The following is a 17,643-nucleotide window of genomic DNA, read 5'->3' on the forward strand; positions in this document are numbered from 1 at the left end:
GGGTCTCGTCTATCCCGCTAATCCCATAGGAGTCTTCGTATATGCCGGCTGCTCCGTGCTATAAAATAGGGATACTGCTTTTTTCATGTGCCATGGTGCAAATTTCAATTAGCATGGATGTCTTCCCTAAAAAGTTTGGGGTTCTTATAATTAGAAGTTTGTAATATCTTTTTTTGGTGAAGGGTATGATAGATTTTTTGTTGAACCCATACATTCCTTTAACATTGCTTTCTTGAAAGACATGCCATTTACAAGTTTTATGCCTAATGTTTTACGGATACAATATGATATAGTAGGATTGATTAGATGAATATCGTTATAAAAATAGGAGTGATAGAATGAGTGAAGCAGCAAAAACATTGGACGGCTGGTATTGTCTGCATGATTTCCGTACTGTAGATTGGACAACCTGGAAAATGTTATCAAGTGATGACAGACAAGCAGCCATTCATGAATTTCTTGGTTTATTGGAAAAATGGGGTGCTGTTCAATCTGACAATAAAGGCAGCAATGCATTATATACGGTTGTTGGGCAAAAGGCTGACTTTATGATGATGATTTTACGTCCTACAATGGAAGAATTAAATGAATTGGAAACAGAATTTAATAAAACAAAATTGGCAGAGTTTACAATTCCTGCACACTCTTATGTATCGGTAGTTGAATTAAGCAACTATCTGCCAGCTGATTCTGATGAAAATCCATATGAAAATCCTCATATTAAAGCAAGATTATATCCAATTCTTCCAACGGCAAAATATGTTTGCTTCTATCCGATGGACAAGCGCCGTCAAGGGAACGACAACTGGTACATGCTTCCGATGGAAGACCGAAAAAATCTTATGCGCAGCCATGGCATGATCGGGCGCCAATATGCAGGAAAAGTAAAGCAGATTATTACTGGATCCGTTGGCTTTGATGATTATGAATGGGGAGTTACACTTTTTTCAGATGATGTGCTTCAATTTAAGAAGCTAGTATATGAAATGCGATTTGATGAAGTAAGTGCCCGTTATGGTGAATTTGGATCCTTTTTTGTAGGAAATATTCTAAAACTAGAATCAATTCATTCCTTTTTGCACGTAAACTAACAAGTTTTAAAGGATAACGAAAAGTGGAATAACTTCCATTATCGTTATCCTTTTTCTTTTCCTCTTATAAAAATAATCAAATAGTGTATTTTTATTGAAAGGCTCTGTTAAATTTCAGTGTTGATTTTATATGGTCAGGGAATCGGCTTGCTTTCCGCGGACGAACTGGCAAACCTCCTTGCTCGTACCTCTCTTCGGGGTCTTGCCAGCCCGTTTTTTAAGCAGGAGTCTCGCAAATTCCCTTCCCTAAAACAACATTACCGTTTAACAGAACCTATTGAAAAAATTGCCAACATTTAAATAACCTAGGCATAAGCGAAGTAGAGGCTTCATAGGATAAAATAGTGAGTTTACTTTAAAAGAACTAAACGATCACGATTATTTGGAGTATAACCCCTCTATTAAAGGGGTCCTTATTTACACGTTTATGTGCAAAAAAAAGCTTGGTTTTTTTGATTAAATGGAGGGATGAAAATGAGTCAGAATTACAGTCAAAATCCTGAGTTCAGCAACTATACCAATTATGGCTATCCGCAAGGCTACAGAGCAGTTCCGCCTGGTTATGGCGGCGGACAGCAGCAATATGCCACACAGCAGCAAGCACCTGCCCAACCGGGTGCACCTTCTGCCATTACCCCATCTTTACCGGGGCAGCTGCCTATTGAAGCATCTTATATCGAAAATATTTTACGACTAAATAAAGGCAAGCTGGCAACTGTTTATACAACTTTTGAGAATAATACACAATGGAACGCCAAGATCTTTAAAGGAATTATCGAAGCTGCCGGGAGGGACCATCTTATCTTAAGTGATCCACAATCGGGTGTACGCTATTTAATTCCTATGGTTTATTTAGACTATATTACCTTTGACGAGGAAATTGAATATGAATACCCGTATGGAGCAGGAGCACCAAACCTTTCCACTTATCCACCAAGGTAGATTCACAATGGGACTGTCCAAAAAGCGGGTCAGTCCCCTTTTTTTGGAAAAAAGGCGGAGATCCGCCTTTCTTGTGTGAAAGTCTGCAAATATTTTTTCTTCTTCCCAGAAATGCTTGCCTATTAGAAATGCTTAACGGTAGCAATTATTAATAACAGCCAAGCTGTTAAAAAAGCAACGCCGCCAATTGGCGTAATGGCTCCTAAGACACTAATTTGGGTAACAGCCAACACATATAAACTTCCTGCAAATAAAATAATCCCTGCTAGCATCAACCAGCCAGACCAATTTAATAAACCGCTCTGTGGGAATTTCATCATAAGTAGTCCTATAATAAAAATGCCTGTACTGTGAAACATTTGATATGTAACTGCTGTTTTCCAAATCTCCAAATATTTCGCACTTATTTTCCCTTCTAAACCATGTGCGCCAAAAGCCCCTAATGCTACAGCTAAAAACGCATTAATAGCTCCAATTATGATAAATGTTTTCATTGTATCCTCCTATCCTATTTCCTCTTAAAAATCAAACAAAGAGTCGCCGTTTCCTTCTTCCGTATTTAATTTTTGTGTTTGCATCGTTTGTGTAGTTGGGCTAAAGGAGACTTGTGGTATATTTGCAGTTGGCTGCATCACTTGATGAGACAAGCCCTCCCTTTTTTCTTCTTGATCTAAAATCAGTTCGCATAATGATTTAATCGCATGAACACGCTCTCTTATCCGTGAATCTGAATCACTTGCTTTTGCCTCTATTAATTGGTCTTCCATTTTAGCTAATAATTTTTGGACAGATATATTCATTTCCAGCTCCTTTCTTTTCCTTTAGGCTCCCCTGAAAATAGGCGCTCTTTTAAATAGTCCACAGCCTGTATACACTTCGCTTTCCGCGGGGCTGGCGCCGATCCTCCTCGGAGCACGGCTCCTGTGGGGTCTCGCCTGTCCCGCTAATCCCGCAGGAGTCTTCGTGTATTCAGGCTGCTCCATGCTTCAAAAATTGGAATCTGTTTCTTTTCATCCTTTATGGTGCAAATTTGTTTGCATGGATGTCTACCCTGAAAATGGGCGCTCTTTTAAATAGTCCGCAGCCTGTATACACTTCGCTTTCCGTGGGGCGAGCGGTGAGCCTCCTCGGAGCATAGCTCCTGTGGGGTCTCACCTTTCTCGCAAATCCCACAGGAGTCTTCGTGTATTCAGGCTGCTCCATGCTTCAAAAATTGGAATCTGTTTCTTTTCATCCTTCATGGTGCAAATTTGTTTGCATGAATGTCTACCCTGAAAATAAGCCCTGTTAAACAATGAATGTAAATTGGTTTTCCGAAGCCTGCCTCGCTTTCCCGCAGGAGTCGAGAGAACGCTTCTCCAACCAACATTATTCTTCGCTCTAATCCCTTGTGTAATTCTGAAATTAGACTGCTTATTTTCATCCCATCCCTTCCCTAAAACAACATTTCCGTTTAACAGAGCCTTCTTTTTAAAAAAGAAAGACCCTTAGTCTGTCATCAAATGCCTGCTTATAGGTCTGCTATTATTGTTCGTTTTTATTATATTATTCCTAATCGGAAAAATCATCTATACACCATTCAATCTGCTCTTTCCCCCACTGGGATAAAATTTCATTGATTTTGGAAAAAGGCTTGCTTCCGAAAAAACCGCGATAAGCAGATAATGGACTAGGATGGCTGGATACAATAACTTTATGCTTATTTGTATCAATAAAAGCCTCTTTTTCTTGTGCAGGCTTCCCCCATAATAGAAAGATAACTGGATCTTGTCGTCTATTAAGCTCTTTTATCACTTCATTTGTAAAAGTCTCCCATCCTTTTCCCCGATGAGAGTGAGCTCTACCTTCCCTTACTGTCAAAACAGTATTTAACAAAAGTACACCTTGTTGCGCCCAGCTTTTTAAACAGCCATGATTTGGAACAGGACAGCCTACATCATCCTTTAATTCTTTGTATATGTTTTTTAAAGAAGGAGGAATGGCTACAGTCGGTTTAACAGAAAAACTTAATCCATGTGCCTGGTTGGGGCCATGATAGGGATCTTGTCCTATGATCACTACTTTCACATCTGAATAAGAAGTAAATAGTAAACTATTAAAAAGATCTTTTTGAACAGGATAAATAGTATGCTGTTCATATTCTTGCTGCAAAAATGTATCTAGCTTTATAAAATAATCTTTCTTTTTTTCTCTTGTTAGGAAAGGAGCCCACTCATTTTGCACTTGCAAATCTGTCATTTCTTCTAATTCCCCTTTTCATTTTCGCTGAAAGTAACATGTACGGAATATCCCAATTGATCACAAAAACTCTTTAATGTCTTTTTCGCATTTGTTTCTGCAACCGTTAATATCCCCTGGTTGATTGCTTCCTTTTTTATTTCTTCCTTTGCCTCATTCGCTAAAGCATATCCCTCGTTCCAATCTACATCTTCTCTGAAAATACCGGCCAACGAATAGGTTTCTACTTTTTCAAAATCAATAGAAGGATCTTGCAGTATTTGTGCATGAGGCAGCTTTAGTGTTATTTCCTTTTTGTCTTCATTTATTTCTAGTTGATCCGAAGCTATGTTCTCTAAGTTTACACCTGCCGTAACTGAACCAGGAACAACTAGCAATATCTTTCTTTTTGTTCCTGGAATATTAGCTTGTATCTCTTTTCCAAAAATTTCGTTATCCTCTTTTTCGAGAATGATCTTTACAAAAGCTTGCGAAGTTGCAAGCGATGATAAGTCTTTCATTTGTTCCAAATAGCTGCTGGTTCTTACAGAAGCTTTATCTGCGAAAGAAAGTTTCCAAATCCCTGCAATTACTGCCATTAACACAAAGATGATGACAACAAGGAAGAATACTAATTTATATTGCCCCTTTTTGCTGCCTAAGCGAAATGTTGGAAAACGGAACTCCCCTGATCTATTCATGCCTATTGAGGCACTTGCCTGTTCCTGTTTTGCTCTATCTAATTCTTTTTTTATCGTTTCTTTTTCTTTTCTACTAACCAACCACTTTTCTCCTTCCTGCCGATTTAACGGACTATATTTACCAAATCTAGTATTCTCTCTTTTATCCCATTCTTAACGGGCAGTAAGACCCCCACGTCGGGGATGCTAAGAAATCGAGGAAGATAGGTGGGGGATAACTGCCCGTAAAGGTCCGATAAGTGCAACTAACCATCAGTGGGGGATGAGGAAAAACCTCCACTGATGGAAGTTTACTTTATTTTAACGATTCTCTAAGATAGTTAGTTGAACCATAATGCATCCATGTAAATTTGTCAAAAAACTACTTGTTTCGACGCATTTTCTATTCTGCGAGAAATGATTCTCTACGCATGCTGACAACAAACACTCGCTTTTCTAGTTGTTCCCGTTGCTCGGATGCTCAATACCCAAACACGCTAACTTTGTTCCTCCCTCCGTTTCATGCCTCGAAATAAAAACTTTATCCCACTCTTAACGGGCAGTAAGACCCCCGCCTCAGGATTCCGAGAAATCGAGGAAGATAGGCGTTGAAACTTGCCCGTAAAGGTCCGATAAGTGCAACTAACCATCAGTGGGGGATGAGAACCCCACCACTGATGGTTAGTTGCACTTATCGATCAGCCTGAGGTTTGTGCAAATAACACTTTGTCTACACTTGCCTATTTATTTTGTTTCTATCAAAAAAGCAGCTGTTTTACAAGTTGTTTTAAACATATGAAAATATTACCAGAAGAACGGGCGTTTAGGTTTTTTTTAAGCGGTTAAATAAGATATATAAAGAGCAAAGCTTTTTTCTAAGCTTGTGCTAAATTTAAAGGAGGAATAATTGATGTATAAAGTAGAAGTAGTAGAAAACGGTGTTCAAGCGAGCAATGTTATTAGAGCATTAGAAAATCAAGGCTATGAAAAAGACAATATTTATATATTTGCACATGACAAAGATCGTTCTGCCGATCTAACGGAAGCAACAGATACTGCAGAGGTAAATATACAGGAACAAGGAATTATTGATTCGATCACCAATGTTTTCAAAAAGAGAGGGGACGAACTGCGGTCTAAAATGCAATCTGTTGGTTTAACAGAGATGGAAGCCGAACAATATGAAGAAGTTCTAGATACAGGAAAACTAGTCATTGTGGGTTCCCATCACTAAACTCCCATAATCAAATAACTACATCTCAGCTTTTAATATCAGCTTTTTCTTCTCTAACATACTATCTTAAATCAGGCTGCTCTAAGTTTGGAATGGCTCTCATCATTCTTTTCTTAGAGCAGCTTTTTTGAAAAATTAGAATGTATAAGGTTTATTGAACTTAGACGAGTGGAGTTTCTAGCTCCGAAGTACAAGGATGCACCAGTGCCGATGTAGCCACAGGATGTGGCGTATTTAGTCGATTTTCCTTTTCTGCGTTCTATCGTCCAGTCCGTTCGTCAATGTTCAAGGCGCTTCCGCTTTTCCTTTGTCTAGCTACAGCGCCTATCGACTTTCGTACTTCTGGCCTTTTCCCTACGATAAGTCAACATCGTTTCGCTAACGCTCTTCGTGTTTCCTTTATCTCAGTCAAAGTCCTTCCAGTCCGTTCGTCGATGTTCAAGGCGCTTCCGCTTTACTTGTTACCCTAGCAATTTATCGTAGATGGATTTTGCATAAACAGGATCTTTTGTATCATGAACAAGCGCTCTTCCATCTTGGAATAAGACAATTCTTGCTTTTTCCATTTGCACCGATAATAAAAAAGGATTCGCTTTAACGGCATATCCACTGCTCTGCAAACTCTCAGCCAATATGCTCAACGATATCTTTTTTTCTTTTGAAGGTCGAATCTGCACCGTTTCCCTTCCACATAATATTGCTGTTTTTGTTTGGTTTGTTTTATCTAAAAATGGATATGTTGGTTCTGTTCCACAAGAAGTGCAAGACGATTTCTTTATGCGGTTCACTTTAATGGACTGATAATGATTATTCCATAAATCAAAGCTTAAAAAGGTTCCTCTTAATGCTTCCTTATCATCCACCAACAGCTTCATCGCTTCTGTCACTTGATGGGTTACGACCATTTGTACAGCAGGGGCAATGATTCCAGCTGTATCGCAAGTCATCCCTTGAAGAGGGATTTTCTGCAATAAACAATGCAAACACGGCGTGACACCAGGGATAATTGTATAGCTCATGCCGACACTTCCTACACACGCTCCATAAATCCAAGGTTTATCGTACTTTTGTGTTACATCATTTATAAGCATTCTTGTTTCAAAATTATCCGTTGCATCGATAATAACATCAACGCATGAGATGATCTCTTCAATCAAATCAATCGTTGCTTCACCAACAATACCTTGGATATCACATGCTGAATTTACTGCCTGCAGTCTTTTTGCAGCTGCGATTGCTTTTGGCATTTTATTTTGGACATCTTCTTCTGTGTATAATGTCTGCCGCTGCAAATTACTTAATTCAATATAATCTCTATCGATAATGGTTATTTTTCCAATTCCCGCTCTTGTCAGCATTTCTGCTGCACTTGATCCTAATGCGCCTGCACCGATAACCAATACATGCTTTTCTGCCAGTTTTTTTTGCCCTTCTTTACCAACAGGTGGGAAAAGTATTTGGCGGGAATAACGATCATTGTTCATCCTGTATTCCCCTCTTCCTCTCTTTAAAAGATACGAGTAAAACTTTTGAACTTAGACGAATATCTAGCTCTGACGTACAGGACGTAGCGTTCTTAATCGGCCACAGTCCGTTCGTCGATGTTCAAGGCGCTTTCGCTTTTCTTTGTCTAGCTACAGCGCCTATCGACTTTCGTACTTCTGGCCTTTTCCCTACGATAAGTCAACATCGTTTCGCTAACGCTCTTCGTGTTTTCTTTATCTCAGTCAAAGTCCTTCCAGTCCGTTCGTCGATGTTCAAGGCGCTTTCGCTTTTCTTATCCCCCACTTACTGGAGGGATAAATGCTATGACGTCTTCTTTTGCTATTATATCGTCATCCAACGCAAATTCTTCATTTATGGCAGTCATAGCGACATCCAATGGCAATGCAGGAAAATCATTTTGCAACAAAGCTTTTATTTCGCTTACCGTTTTTCCACTTGCCTCCACCTGTAGAGATTCTTTTCCGACAACATCTTTTAATGCAGCAAAAAAAAGCACTTTATTCATTTTTATTCCTCCTCTTTTGGTTTTCCTGATGGATAAGAGATTGTCCCTTGCTGATTTCCTATCCATTCTTCTCCATCTTCCCAATACTCTTTTTTCCAAATAGGCACTATTTCTTTTATTCTTTCAATTGCATACCTGTTTGCTTCATATGCATCTTTTCGATGCGGGGTGGACACAGCAATAACAACTGCAATATCGGTTATTTCCAGCCTGCCAAGTCGATGGATGATTGCCACTTCTGAATTTTTCCACTTTTCAGTTATTTCTGTTCGTATTTGCTGCAGTTTCTTTAAAGCCATCGACTCATATGCTTCATATATTAAGTGTAGCGTTTTTCTACCATGTGTCAATTCCCTAACTGTGCCAATAAAAGTAGTAATAGCACCTACATCTCTCCTGGCTACTTTATCGATTGCATCTTGTATAGAAATGGGGTTATATGTAATTTCAACGTTCATAGTTTACTCCTTTTATTAGACTTTTAAAATGAATTGTATCCTGCTTACTCAGAACTTATATTACTATTCTACTAAAAACTTAAGTTATTTAATAGAACAATCCGATTTATATTCTTATCCATTTTTCTTATGAAGGGGGTTTAAGCATTCTTTATATGATAAAGATGTATGAATGTTTCAAGTGATTACGGATGAAAAAAAGTTTGAATAGTTGTATGATTAATTTAAAATATTTTATCATTATCCAATCTAATATCCCACTGAATACATTTTCCATTATTTATTTTTTGGACAACTATAGGAGGCTTGCAAGATGAAAAAAGTTTTAACATTAGCTGGTTCGGATACAAGCGGCGGTGCTGGTATTCAAGCCGACTTAAAGACATTTCAAGAATTAGGTGTGTATGGAATGACAGCCCTGACGACAATTGTAACGATGGATCCTAATAATGGCTGGCATCATAATGTCTTTCCACAAACGATTGAAACGGTTGAATCACAATTAGACACCGTTCTTTCTGTAGGCATTGATGCAATGAAAACAGGCATGTTAGGTTCTGTTGAAATCATTGAACTTGCCAGCAAATTAATAGAAGAAAAGAAATTAAAAAAGGTTGTTATCGATCCTGTTATGGTGTGCAAAGGAGAAGATGAAGTCCTGCATCCAGAAACAGCGGATGCATTGCGCGAACTGCTAGTCCCAAAAGCTACTGTTGTGACCCCTAATTTATTTGAAGCATGGCAGTTGGCAAAAACGGACAAACCTATTGCCACAATTGATGATTTAAAAGAAGCTGCTGTAAAAATTCACGCTTTAGGTCCTAAATATGTGCTTATTAAAGGCGGCAGCAAATTAAAACATGAAAAAGCTATCGATCTTCTATACGATGGAAAAGACTTTATTATTTATGAAAGTGAACTAGTGGATACTACCTATACACACGGCGCAGGATGTACATACTCTGCTGCCATTACAGCAGAATTAGCAAAAGAAAATACGGTTTTAGAAGCCATTCAAACAGCAAAAGATTTTATTACTGCTGCCATCAGCAATGGTTTTAAACTGAATGAGTATGTTGGACCAACCATGCATGGAGCCTATCGGAATAAACAAAAAGTAAGCAGCAGAAACTAAGAAACCACACTACTGATAATCGAATATACTATTACTAGAAGTGCCTATTTAAAAAGGCGGAAAGTCGAAGCAATCCTGCTGATTATTCTATGAAACATGGATTTAGCCAGCATAAAAGAAAACAGACAGCTGTTTTCTGGGCTTTTTGAATAGCTTCTTCGGAAAAAGAGGAGGGGAAAAATGGAATTCGTACAAACTGAAAGAGTACAACAAGAGATTGACCAAAAAGCAAGGAAAGAAGTATATATTCATCTTGAAACAACAAATGGTGCTTACGCCAACCATAAAGATGAAACTTTCTTTAATTCAGGAGCTTATATACGCAATGCAAAACTCTCCTATGAATATGGAAAAATTACGGGAAATGGTCCGTATCGAGTTGGGTTAAAAACAGAAATAGGGTGGGTATATGCAGAAGGAATTACCCATTATGAAGTGGATGATAACAACCGACTATTACTAGCAGGAATTGATTTTACCGGGAAGTTGGCAGTTGCCCTTGAAATCAGCGAAAATCCCTTTGAATAAACAATTAGAAAGGAGGAACAAACGACCATGGTAAAGGAAAAACATGTTTTAGTAATCTTTCCGCACCCTGATGATGAAGCATTTGGTGTTTCCGGAACAATCTCAAAATATATACATGATGGGACGCCTGTCACGTATGCATGCTTAACCCTTGGTGAAATGGGAAGAAACTTAGGAAATCCCCCATTCGCAACAAGAGAAACCTTGCCGACTGTCCGCAAGGATGAATTGCAGGAAGCAGCGCGTGTGATGGGAATAGATGACCTTCGAATGTTGGGCTATCGAGACAAAACAATTGAGTTTTTAGCGGACGATGTGTTGGTTGATGAATTTACAAACCTAATTGAGGAATTAAATCCATCATTAGTCATCTCTTTTTATCCAGGATACTCTGTACATCCTGACCATGATGCAACAGCAGAAGCTGTTGTAAAAACATTAAAAAACATAGAAGCATCTAAACGTCCAAAGCTATATTGCATAGCCTTCTCACGAAACTGCATCGAAGACCTTGGAGAACCAGATATAACGATCGATGTAGAAAGCTTTGCAGAGAAAAAAATGGCAGCGATTGGAGCACACCGCTCGCAAACACAGGAATTTTTAGCTGCAATGCAAGAAGGGTTGACGAACCAAGTACCAGAAATATTAGAGCGATTGTATACGGAAAAAATGTGGACGTATACGTTTTAAATTCAATGTCCCTGCCCCCAAATTACGGTAACGTATAAAGCGCTGGGGGTCAGGCATTTTTTCTTGTTTTCATCACTTTTTTAATACATTGGATAACTTTTTCACACTTTTTTTTTGTCTGTCTGCGATCAAAAACAAATCGAATAGTTTGATCACCGTGCTGCTCAACAAGTACCCCGTTTTTACTTAACTCAACAATAATGTCTGAAATAGACTTATCGGGATGTATTATTTTGACTAATACAATATTTGTTTGAACCTGGTTAAGATCAATATGGATATTTTCTATTCGCTTAACTTCCAAAGCAAAAAATTTTGCTAAGTCATGATCTTCTTTCAGTCTTTTCCACATTTTCATTAATGCAATATGCCCAGGTGCTGCAATAATTCCTGCTTGTGCCATTCCTCCACCCATTTGCAGTCTAATATCCCTCGCTCTTTTGATAACCTGTTCAGAACCAACAAGTAATCCTCCAACAGGTGCTGATAACCCTTTCGTTAAACAAATTGTTACGGTATCAGCAAATCTAGCATATTCAGATACTTTTTTTCCCGTTTCAATCTGTGCGTGAAAGAGACGCGTACCATCAAGGTGCGTACTGCAATTATTTTGTTTTGCCTTTTGATAGATTATCGCCATATCTTCTATAGCAATAATCTTACCTCCATATATATTATGTGTATTTTCCATACATACGATGGAGGGTTCATTAATCTTTAAAGAGGCATGCACTCCCCATTGATTATATGTATTCAGCTGACAATCAGGCCATACATTTTTCACATAAGCATGTGTTGCAATATGTGATTTCTCCTCTAACCAAATAGAGCGATAGTGTTCCTGTTGTGCAAGTAATGCTAATTGATTTGCCAAAGTAGCACTAGTAGTTAATAACGCTGATTCCTTATTAAATAGTTCTGCAGCATCTTTTTCCAATAGGGCAACTGAAGGGTCTTCTCCATAATAATCATCACCTAGCATTGCATTATACATAGCTTGTCGCATTTCTTCGGTTGGCAACGTTCCTGCATCCGTTCGAAAATCAAATATCATCTTATAAATATCCTTTCTTAGAAACAGAATCTTTTACGAAAGAAGATGACCATCAGATAACAGCCATCTTCACTTCATAAAAACTATATTATGTTATTAAGCAACACTTTGGCCTCTATTCCCTGCTCTTTACTGATTTCTTCGATTATGGTGTTTTGTACTTTCGTAAATTCAGCATATTTAGGACTAATTTTAACCAACGAGTCATGAAAAGGAGACCCTTGTTTAAAATTGGGTAAATTTCCTTGTTCTTTAGAAATGGTTGATTGATCAGTTGCTTTTAAATTCTCAACAAGCATACTGAGCATATCCTTTAATTGTTGCTTCGCACGACTATCATTAGAAATCAACTCCTCGATAAAATTCGGATTAGGTTGTTGTGCCTTTAAGTGCTTATCCAATGTTTGATTGTCCAATGACTGTGTTTTTACCATTTCTGGCACCTCATCCATATCATCCAATAATTGTATCAGACTTAGCCACGCTGTTTTCGTTGTTTCATCTTCTACATAAACATTAAGAAATGGTTCGTAAATTTGAGAAAGAAAATATCCAAATGTGCCTGGGAAAACTCTTTTTAGCTGATCAGATAAATATTCTTTTTTCTCTGACTCACTTAATACAAGCGTTCGATTAAGTTCTTGGGCTATATTCTCAAAATCTTCAAATTGATCTAACCTATTAATAAGCGTTTCGGTTAATAACTTTCTACGATGAATATCACTTAGTTCTAGCTCGATACTATCAAGCTGATCGCTTAAAAGGGTTTTAATATTTTTTTCACCTTGTAAAAATATTTTTATGTCTTCAATTGAAAAATGCAGCAATCTTAATGAAGAAATCAATCTTAAAGTTGTAATATTTTCTTGTGAATATTCTCGGTAATTATTCACTGCATTTTTCTCTACCGTTATAAGACCTACCTCTTCATAATATTTAATCGCTTTTTTAGTTAGTCCAGTTCGTTCAGAAACTACTTTAATGTTCATATTTCGTGCCTCCTCTACAAGTGTATAAAAATTGTAATGTTGTCTGTAAGAGGCAAGTCAATAGTTAGTTGATCTAACTTATAGGTTTTATTAATAAGATCTACCTTTAAATTGCACACATGCCAAGCACATAAACCAGCTGACTTTTCGTATCAGCTGGTTTATAATGAGTCTACTATCCCCTTCCATCCTCTTCTAAACTTTTTTTCACTCTCTCCAAATGGTCTCCATCTTCGGCTCGCAAAATATTAACCAGCATTCTTTTTGTCAACTTCATCATAAATCCTTTTACATGCAATACTGCTTTGAATTGCACTTGTGTGCCTTCGTCTATTTCCGAAAACTCGTATTCGTAATCAACGATTAAACCATTAGAGTTGCTTCTTGTCTTATAAGAGACATTCTCCTCAAAGGAAAGGTATTCAATTTCTGATACTGCCTTTTTCCCACGTACTTTTCTTATTTCTTGATATTTTGTTCCAATTTCTATCGGACCTTCTGTAATTTTATGTGTTTCTTCCACATTTCTCATATATTCTGGAGCATTCCCTAAATTAGCCATATAAGCAAAAACAAGCTCTACTGGTTTTGCAATGATTACATTAGCCTGAAAATCAGCCATTCTTCCACCTCAAAATATCAAAATATGTCCTTTTCTAGACGATAGTTCAAGTATAACTGATTTTTTTAAAATCGTTAAAATTTTAACAGGAGAATATTAATGAGTGATTAATCACTTTACAAATCGCTTGAAGAGGACTATTATAAAAAGTGAGTAATCACTCACTTTGAAAGAAGGAGGAATTGTATGACAACTAATCTCGTTATTTCTGTTGATTCCGTCTACAAATCATTTGGTAATCAGTCTACTCTTCATAATATAAATATGAAGCTTCGTCGTGGCGAAATTTACGGATTATTAGGTCCTTCCGGTTCTGGAAAAACAACACTTGTAAAAGAATTAGTCGGTTTGGATACACCTGATCAAGGAAGCATTATGGTTTTAGACAGCCAAATGCCTGATTTAAAGGTCATGGAGCGAATTGGATATATGGCGCAGGCAGATGCCTTATACCAAGAGTTGACTGCAATGGAAAATTTAGATTTTTTCGCAGCCTTATACGGACTTAAAAGAAAAAAGAAAAAGGAACGGATAGAATGGGCTGCTTCTTTAGTTGACTTGTCGGATCATCTTGACAAGCTTGTTTCTAATTATTCAGGCGGAATGAAGCGGAGATTATCCATTAGCATTGCCTTATTAAATAATCCAGATTTATTAATTTTAGATGAGCCAACAGTCGGGATTGACCCTGTTTTACGAAAAAGTATTTGGACCGCTTTTCAAAGGCTAAAAGAAAAAGGCACCTCTATTATCGTTACGACACATGTGATGGATGAGGCCGAAAAATGCGATACATTAGGAATGATTCGCAATGGTAAAATTATCGCTCACGGATCACCAGCGGCATTAAAAGAGCAATGCCATGCCGAAACAATGGAAGAAGCTTTTCTTTATTATGGAGGTCTTTCATATGAGAATTAAAGCAATCGTGATCCGAATTATGAAACAATTTTACCGAGATAAACGGACAATGGCGATGATGATACTCGCACCTATCTTTATTTTAACCTTACTGCATTTTATTTTTAACAGCGATGCGTATGAACCAAAAATTGGGCTTGTACACGCTCCGACAAATGTAGCAGATGCCTTTCAAAACAGCAGCAGCACCATTCATTTTTATGAGTCTAACAAGGATGCTAAGAAGGCGATCGAGGATAAAAATATAGACGGGTATATATCTTTTGAAAATAAAACGCCTGCGGTCATGATAGAAGGCAGTGATCCAACCATAAATGCCCATACTTTATCTACTATAAAAAATGTATTCCTGCCAACTGCCAGCAATGGAGAAAATCTTCATGTAGAAGCATTATACGGTTCCATGTCTATAAGCCAATTTGATTCATTTGGCCCTGTCCTTCTTGGTTTCTTTTCCTTTTTCTTTGTATTTTTAATAGCCGGGGTTTCTTTTTTACGAGAAAGAACTTCAGGTACGCTAGAAAGACTACTATCCAGTCCTGTTAGAAGATGGGAGCTTGTTTTATCGTATGTCATAGGCTTTGGTTTATTTACCATGATTCAATCCAGCATCATTGTTGTATATTCCGTTTATGTATTAAACATGATAAATGAAGGCTCTATTGTCTATGTGCTTTTAACCAATCTGCTTCTTTCTTTAGCTGCTTTGACACTAGGTATTCTGCTTTCTTCTTTTGCTAAAAACGAATTGCAGATGATGCAGTTTATTCCGTTGATTGTAGTGCCGCAGGTGTTTTTTTCTGGATTATTCAATTTAGAAACTATTTCTTCTTCTATTAGCTGGATTTCCATTATAACGCCATTGTACTATGCAGCAGATGCTTTAAAAAATACCATGATACGCGGCAAAGGCATAGAAGATATATTGGTTCCACTTTCTATTCTTTTTAGTTTTTCCGTCGCTTTTATTATTATTAATATCATCGCATTAAAAAAATACCGAAAAATATAATAAAGTAAACTTCCATCAGTGGGGGTTTTTCCTCATCTCCACTGATGGTTAGTTGCACTTATCGGACCTTTATGGGCAGTAAGAGTGGGATAAAATCCTGACAACATGCCGGCCACTTCTTTTTTCTTTTTCCCTGTCATCTATTATAATAAAAGTATTCAGTTAGCCAGAAGGAGCATCATCATGCCTGATCAAGATTCTATTTTAGAACTAATTCTTAAAGAAGAAAACAAGATAACAGATAAGCAAAAAAAAATATTAACTGCAGCTATAGAAGCGTTTTCTGAAAAAGGATTCGCAGCAACCTCTACTAGCGAAATTGCTAAAAAGGCTGGAGTGGCAGAAGGAACGATATTCCGCCACTATAAAACAAAAAAAGATCTACTCTTGGCTTTGCTGGCGCCAATGATAAGTACTTTTATTGCCCCGTTAGTCATCAAAGATTTTGACAAAGTGCTAAAGGTTCCTCCTAACAGCTTTGAGGATTTGCTTCGTGCCATTGTAAAAAACAGACTGGAGTTTCTGCAAAAAAACTATACGTTATTAAAAATTCTCATTCAAGAGATACCGTTTCATGATGACTTGCGAGAAACCTTTAAAGAACAAATTGCGGTCAAAGTATTCAACCGGCTGCAAGAACTTGTTGATGTATATAAGGAAAAAGGAGAAATTATTGATATTCCTGCTTTTTCTGCTGTTCGATTAGCCATCACCTCTATCTTCGGCTTTTTTATCGCTCGTTATATTATTCTTCCAGAAGCGAAATGGAATGATGAAGAAGAAATAGAAAGAACGATTCAATTTATACTTTATGGATTAAAGCCAAGAAACAATGAATAGAAATTCTTCTTAAAATATAAAAGGAAAACCACTTTCTTAGCGGTTTTCCTTTTAGAGTGTAGACAAAGTATTCTTTGTACAAACTTCAGGCTGATCGAAAACGTTTGTATTTCGAGGCGTGAAGCCTTAGGAGGAGCGCAGTTACCGTGGTTGGGTAATGAGCATCCGAGTAAGGCGAACAACGAAGAAATCGAGCGTTTGTCGACAGCCTGAAAGGAAAACCACTTTCTTAGCGGTTTTCCTTTTTCATTTGCTTAAACTTCAGGATTCTTCCGAAAGCGCTAGATTAATGGCCTGCGCTACTCCGCTCTCTTCATTTGTACCTGTTACAAAATGACATTGTTTTTTTATTTCATCCACTGCATTTCCCATTGCAACAGCTCTGCCAGCCTTTAAAAACATGGAAAGATCATTAAAGTTGTCTCCAATTGCCATCGTATCTTTTAATGAAATCCCTTTGGACTGCACAAACTTTTCTAAAGCTACTCCTTTTTGCGCATTTACTGCAGTTAATTCTAAATTTTCTTGACCAGATGCACTAATAGCCAATCCTTTCACACCACTCAACTTTTTTCTAACTTCCGCAAGCTTTGTTGGTTCTGTATGAAAGACAAGCAACTTATAAATGATGTACGCATCCTCTTCAAATAAAGGCAGATAGCTTTCTACTTCATGGATGACTTCTAAGCGTTCTTCTGCTGCTTTTTGTATATCCTCAAGATTACCTATATGCCCACTTACTGTAAAAATGTCCATAATCAATGATCTTGCCATTTTTTTATCCAATGTATATGTACCTTTATCTGTGTATACTTCATAATAAACTTGGTTTTGATGCAGGATTTCTGCCATTTCTTTTGCCAAACTCTTTTCTAATGGGTTGGTTCCTACTATTTCATGCTTATTTGTACGAATTTCAGCACCATTTGCACAAATCATCGGTGTAATAATTCCAGCGTCCTTTAATAAATCTCCCGCTTCCTCATAAGCACGGCCAGTAGAGATAATGACTTCTACCCCTTTTTCTTGCGCTTTTTTAATAGCATCCCTGTTCGCTTCTGTTATTTCTTGTGCCGAGGTTAATAATGTTCCATCCATATCGATTGCAATACATTTAATCATGATTTAAACACCCTCATACTTAAATTTAATCTACTCTATCCCTTTTTATTGACCGCTCACAAAATCATACAACTTTCTACCTTATTAATCAAAG

General features: G+C 37.5%; 20 protein-coding genes. 9 read left to right on the plus strand and 11 right to left on the minus strand.

The window, feature by feature from the left end; all coding sequences use genetic code 11:
- Positions 1 to 338 precede the first annotated feature (338 nt).
- Together hemQ and gerQ are read left to right on the plus strand one after the other, a co-directional pair.
- Positions 339 to 1,091 carry a hydrogen peroxide-dependent heme synthase gene (gene hemQ, locus ACTYBU_RS08760; protein ID WP_445488942.1) on the plus strand — a complete coding sequence of 251 codons (753 nt, stop codon included), beginning with the start codon at positions 339 to 341 and terminating at the stop codon, positions 1,089 to 1,091.
- 474 nt (positions 1,092 to 1,565) lie between these two features.
- On the plus strand, positions 1,566 to 2,033 hold the full coding sequence (gene gerQ, locus ACTYBU_RS08765; RefSeq protein WP_445488944.1) for a spore coat protein GerQ: 468 nt from the start codon (positions 1,566 to 1,568) through the stop codon (positions 2,031 to 2,033).
- A gap of 122 nt (positions 2,034 to 2,155) precedes the next feature.
- On the opposite strand, the gene ACTYBU_RS08770 is transcribed toward gerQ, so the two are convergent.
- The 4 genes from ACTYBU_RS08770 to ACTYBU_RS08785 all read right to left on the minus strand — a co-directional run bounded on the left by ACTYBU_RS08770 (position 2,156) and on the right by ACTYBU_RS08785 (position 5,032).
- The gene (locus tag ACTYBU_RS08770; protein WP_445488946.1) at positions 2,156 to 2,527 is read right to left on the minus strand and encodes a DUF423 domain-containing protein; all 372 of its coding nucleotides are present in this window, start codon (positions 2,525 to 2,527) and stop codon (positions 2,156 to 2,158) included.
- Positions 2,528 to 2,551: 24 nt separating this feature from the next.
- The gene (locus ACTYBU_RS08775) at positions 2,552 to 2,833 is read right to left on the minus strand and encodes a YwdI family protein (protein WP_445488947.1); all 282 of its coding nucleotides are present in this window, start codon (positions 2,831 to 2,833) and stop codon (positions 2,552 to 2,554) included.
- 751 nt (positions 2,834 to 3,584) lie between these two features.
- Positions 3,585 to 4,271, minus strand: coding sequence for a uracil-DNA glycosylase (locus ACTYBU_RS08780; RefSeq protein WP_445488949.1), 687 nt, complete (start codon positions 4,269 to 4,271; stop codon positions 3,585 to 3,587).
- 5 nt (positions 4,272 to 4,276) lie between these two features.
- Positions 4,277 to 5,032, minus strand: coding sequence for a DUF4230 domain-containing protein (locus ACTYBU_RS08785; protein ID WP_445488951.1), 756 nt, complete (start codon positions 5,030 to 5,032; stop codon positions 4,277 to 4,279).
- A gap of 808 nt (positions 5,033 to 5,840) precedes the next feature.
- Here ACTYBU_RS08785 and ACTYBU_RS08790 point away from each other — a divergent pair.
- A complete protein-coding gene (locus tag ACTYBU_RS08790) occupies positions 5,841 to 6,164 on the plus strand; it encodes a general stress protein (protein ID WP_445488952.1) in 324 nt (107 codons plus the stop codon).
- A gap of 461 nt (positions 6,165 to 6,625) precedes the next feature.
- On the opposite strand, the gene ACTYBU_RS08795 is transcribed toward ACTYBU_RS08790, so the two are convergent.
- The 3 genes from ACTYBU_RS08795 to ACTYBU_RS08805 form a co-directional block, all read right to left on the minus strand.
- Entirely contained in the window at positions 6,626 to 7,648 is a 1,023-nt protein-coding gene (locus ACTYBU_RS08795) for a MoeB/ThiF family adenylyltransferase (protein WP_445488954.1), read from the minus strand.
- A 293-nt stretch (positions 7,649 to 7,941) separates the two neighbouring features.
- A complete protein-coding gene (gene moaD / locus ACTYBU_RS08800) occupies positions 7,942 to 8,175 on the minus strand; it encodes a molybdopterin converting factor subunit 1 (protein WP_445488956.1) in 234 nt (77 codons plus the stop codon).
- A 2-nt stretch (positions 8,176 to 8,177) separates the two neighbouring features.
- Positions 8,178 to 8,633: a molybdenum cofactor biosynthesis protein MoaE gene (locus ACTYBU_RS08805; RefSeq protein WP_445488958.1), complete on the minus strand. Its 456-nt coding sequence runs from the start codon at positions 8,631 to 8,633 to the stop codon at positions 8,178 to 8,180.
- A gap of 313 nt (positions 8,634 to 8,946) precedes the next feature.
- On the opposite strand from ACTYBU_RS08805, the gene pdxK reads away from it, so the two are divergent.
- The 3 genes from pdxK to bshB2 all read left to right on the plus strand — a co-directional run bounded on the left by pdxK (position 8,947) and on the right by bshB2 (position 10,989).
- Positions 8,947 to 9,768 carry a pyridoxine/pyridoxal/pyridoxamine kinase gene (gene pdxK / locus ACTYBU_RS08810; protein WP_445488960.1) on the plus strand — a complete coding sequence of 274 codons (822 nt, stop codon included), beginning with the start codon at positions 8,947 to 8,949 and terminating at the stop codon, positions 9,766 to 9,768.
- Between the two features lie 180 nt (positions 9,769 to 9,948).
- On the plus strand, positions 9,949 to 10,296 hold the full coding sequence (locus tag ACTYBU_RS08815; protein ID WP_445488961.1) for a YojF family protein: 348 nt from the start codon (positions 9,949 to 9,951) through the stop codon (positions 10,294 to 10,296).
- 27 nt (positions 10,297 to 10,323) lie between these two features.
- Complete coding sequence (bshB2, locus tag ACTYBU_RS08820; protein WP_445488963.1) at positions 10,324 to 10,989, plus strand: bacillithiol biosynthesis deacetylase BshB2; 666 nt, start codon at positions 10,324 to 10,326, stop codon at positions 10,987 to 10,989.
- A 49-nt stretch (positions 10,990 to 11,038) separates the two neighbouring features.
- Here the strand turns inward: bshB2 and ACTYBU_RS08825 are convergent, their stop codons facing one another.
- The 3 genes from ACTYBU_RS08825 to ACTYBU_RS08835 form a co-directional block, all read right to left on the minus strand.
- Positions 11,039 to 12,043: a threonine aldolase family protein gene (locus tag ACTYBU_RS08825; protein WP_445488965.1), complete on the minus strand. Its 1,005-nt coding sequence runs from the start codon at positions 12,041 to 12,043 to the stop codon at positions 11,039 to 11,041.
- A gap of 83 nt (positions 12,044 to 12,126) precedes the next feature.
- A complete protein-coding gene (locus ACTYBU_RS08830; RefSeq protein ID WP_445488966.1) occupies positions 12,127 to 13,032 on the minus strand; it encodes a MerR family transcriptional regulator in 906 nt (301 codons plus the stop codon).
- Between the two features lie 175 nt (positions 13,033 to 13,207).
- Complete coding sequence (locus ACTYBU_RS08835) at positions 13,208 to 13,654, minus strand: SRPBCC family protein (protein WP_445488967.1); 447 nt, start codon at positions 13,652 to 13,654, stop codon at positions 13,208 to 13,210.
- 186 nt (positions 13,655 to 13,840) lie between these two features.
- Between ACTYBU_RS08835 and ACTYBU_RS08840 the strand changes: the two genes are divergently transcribed.
- From ACTYBU_RS08840 to ACTYBU_RS08850, 3 genes are all read left to right on the plus strand, one after another.
- Entirely contained in the window at positions 13,841 to 14,575 is a 735-nt protein-coding gene (locus ACTYBU_RS08840) for an ABC transporter ATP-binding protein (protein ID WP_445488969.1), read from the plus strand.
- Complete coding sequence (locus ACTYBU_RS08845) at positions 14,565 to 15,587, plus strand: ABC transporter permease (RefSeq protein WP_445488971.1); 1,023 nt, start codon at positions 14,565 to 14,567, stop codon at positions 15,585 to 15,587. The genes ACTYBU_RS08840 and ACTYBU_RS08845 overlap by 11 nt, the downstream gene beginning before the upstream one ends.
- Before the next feature lie 183 nt (positions 15,588 to 15,770).
- Entirely contained in the window at positions 15,771 to 16,427 is a 657-nt protein-coding gene (locus ACTYBU_RS08850) for a TetR/AcrR family transcriptional regulator (RefSeq protein WP_445488973.1), read from the plus strand.
- Between the two features lie 261 nt (positions 16,428 to 16,688).
- On the opposite strand, the gene ACTYBU_RS08855 is transcribed toward ACTYBU_RS08850, so the two are convergent.
- Entirely contained in the window at positions 16,689 to 17,549 is an 861-nt protein-coding gene (locus tag ACTYBU_RS08855; RefSeq protein ID WP_445488975.1) for a Cof-type HAD-IIB family hydrolase, read from the minus strand.
- Between the last annotated feature and the right edge of the window lie 94 nt (positions 17,550 to 17,643).

The sequence above is a fragment of the Niallia sp. 03133 genome (assembly GCF_052663225.1).

Excerpts from the sequence above, each read along its gene's own strand:
- ACTYBU_RS08795 (WP_445488954.1), bottom strand. The coding sequence starts at position 7,648 with ATGAACAATGATCGTTATTCCCGCCAAATACTTTTCCCACCTGTTGGT.
- ACTYBU_RS08850 (WP_445488973.1), top strand. The coding sequence starts at position 15,771 with ATGCCTGATCAAGATTCTATTTTAGAACTAATTCTTAAAGAAGAAAAC.
- moaD (WP_445488956.1), bottom strand. The coding sequence starts at position 8,175 with ATGAATAAAGTGCTTTTTTTTGCTGCATTAAAAGATGTTGTCGGAAAA.
- ACTYBU_RS08855 (WP_445488975.1), bottom strand. The coding sequence starts at position 17,549 with ATGATTAAATGTATTGCAATCGATATGGATGGAACATTATTAACCTCG.
- hemQ (WP_445488942.1), top strand. The coding sequence starts at position 339 with ATGAGTGAAGCAGCAAAAACATTGGACGGCTGGTATTGTCTGCATGAT.
- ACTYBU_RS08805 (WP_445488958.1), bottom strand. The coding sequence starts at position 8,633 with ATGAACGTTGAAATTACATATAACCCCATTTCTATACAAGATGCAATC.
- ACTYBU_RS08835 (WP_445488967.1), bottom strand. The coding sequence starts at position 13,654 with ATGGCTGATTTTCAGGCTAATGTAATCATTGCAAAACCAGTAGAGCTT.
- ACTYBU_RS08845 (WP_445488971.1), top strand. The coding sequence starts at position 14,565 with ATGAGAATTAAAGCAATCGTGATCCGAATTATGAAACAATTTTACCGA.
- pdxK (WP_445488960.1), top strand. The coding sequence starts at position 8,947 with ATGAAAAAAGTTTTAACATTAGCTGGTTCGGATACAAGCGGCGGTGCT.
- ACTYBU_RS08790 (WP_445488952.1), top strand. The coding sequence starts at position 5,841 with ATGTATAAAGTAGAAGTAGTAGAAAACGGTGTTCAAGCGAGCAATGTT.
- ACTYBU_RS08815 (WP_445488961.1), top strand. The coding sequence starts at position 9,949 with ATGGAATTCGTACAAACTGAAAGAGTACAACAAGAGATTGACCAAAAA.
- ACTYBU_RS08825 (WP_445488965.1), bottom strand. The coding sequence starts at position 12,043 with ATGATATTTGATTTTCGAACGGATGCAGGAACGTTGCCAACCGAAGAA.
- gerQ (WP_445488944.1), top strand. The coding sequence starts at position 1,566 with ATGAGTCAGAATTACAGTCAAAATCCTGAGTTCAGCAACTATACCAAT.
- ACTYBU_RS08830 (WP_445488966.1), bottom strand. The coding sequence starts at position 13,032 with ATGAACATTAAAGTAGTTTCTGAACGAACTGGACTAACTAAAAAAGCG.
- ACTYBU_RS08840 (WP_445488969.1), top strand. The coding sequence starts at position 13,841 with ATGACAACTAATCTCGTTATTTCTGTTGATTCCGTCTACAAATCATTT.
- ACTYBU_RS08775 (WP_445488947.1), bottom strand. The coding sequence starts at position 2,833 with ATGAATATATCTGTCCAAAAATTATTAGCTAAAATGGAAGACCAATTA.
- bshB2 (WP_445488963.1), top strand. The coding sequence starts at position 10,324 with ATGGTAAAGGAAAAACATGTTTTAGTAATCTTTCCGCACCCTGATGAT.
- ACTYBU_RS08780 (WP_445488949.1), bottom strand. The coding sequence starts at position 4,271 with ATGACAGATTTGCAAGTGCAAAATGAGTGGGCTCCTTTCCTAACAAGA.
- ACTYBU_RS08770 (WP_445488946.1), bottom strand. The coding sequence starts at position 2,527 with ATGAAAACATTTATCATAATTGGAGCTATTAATGCGTTTTTAGCTGTA.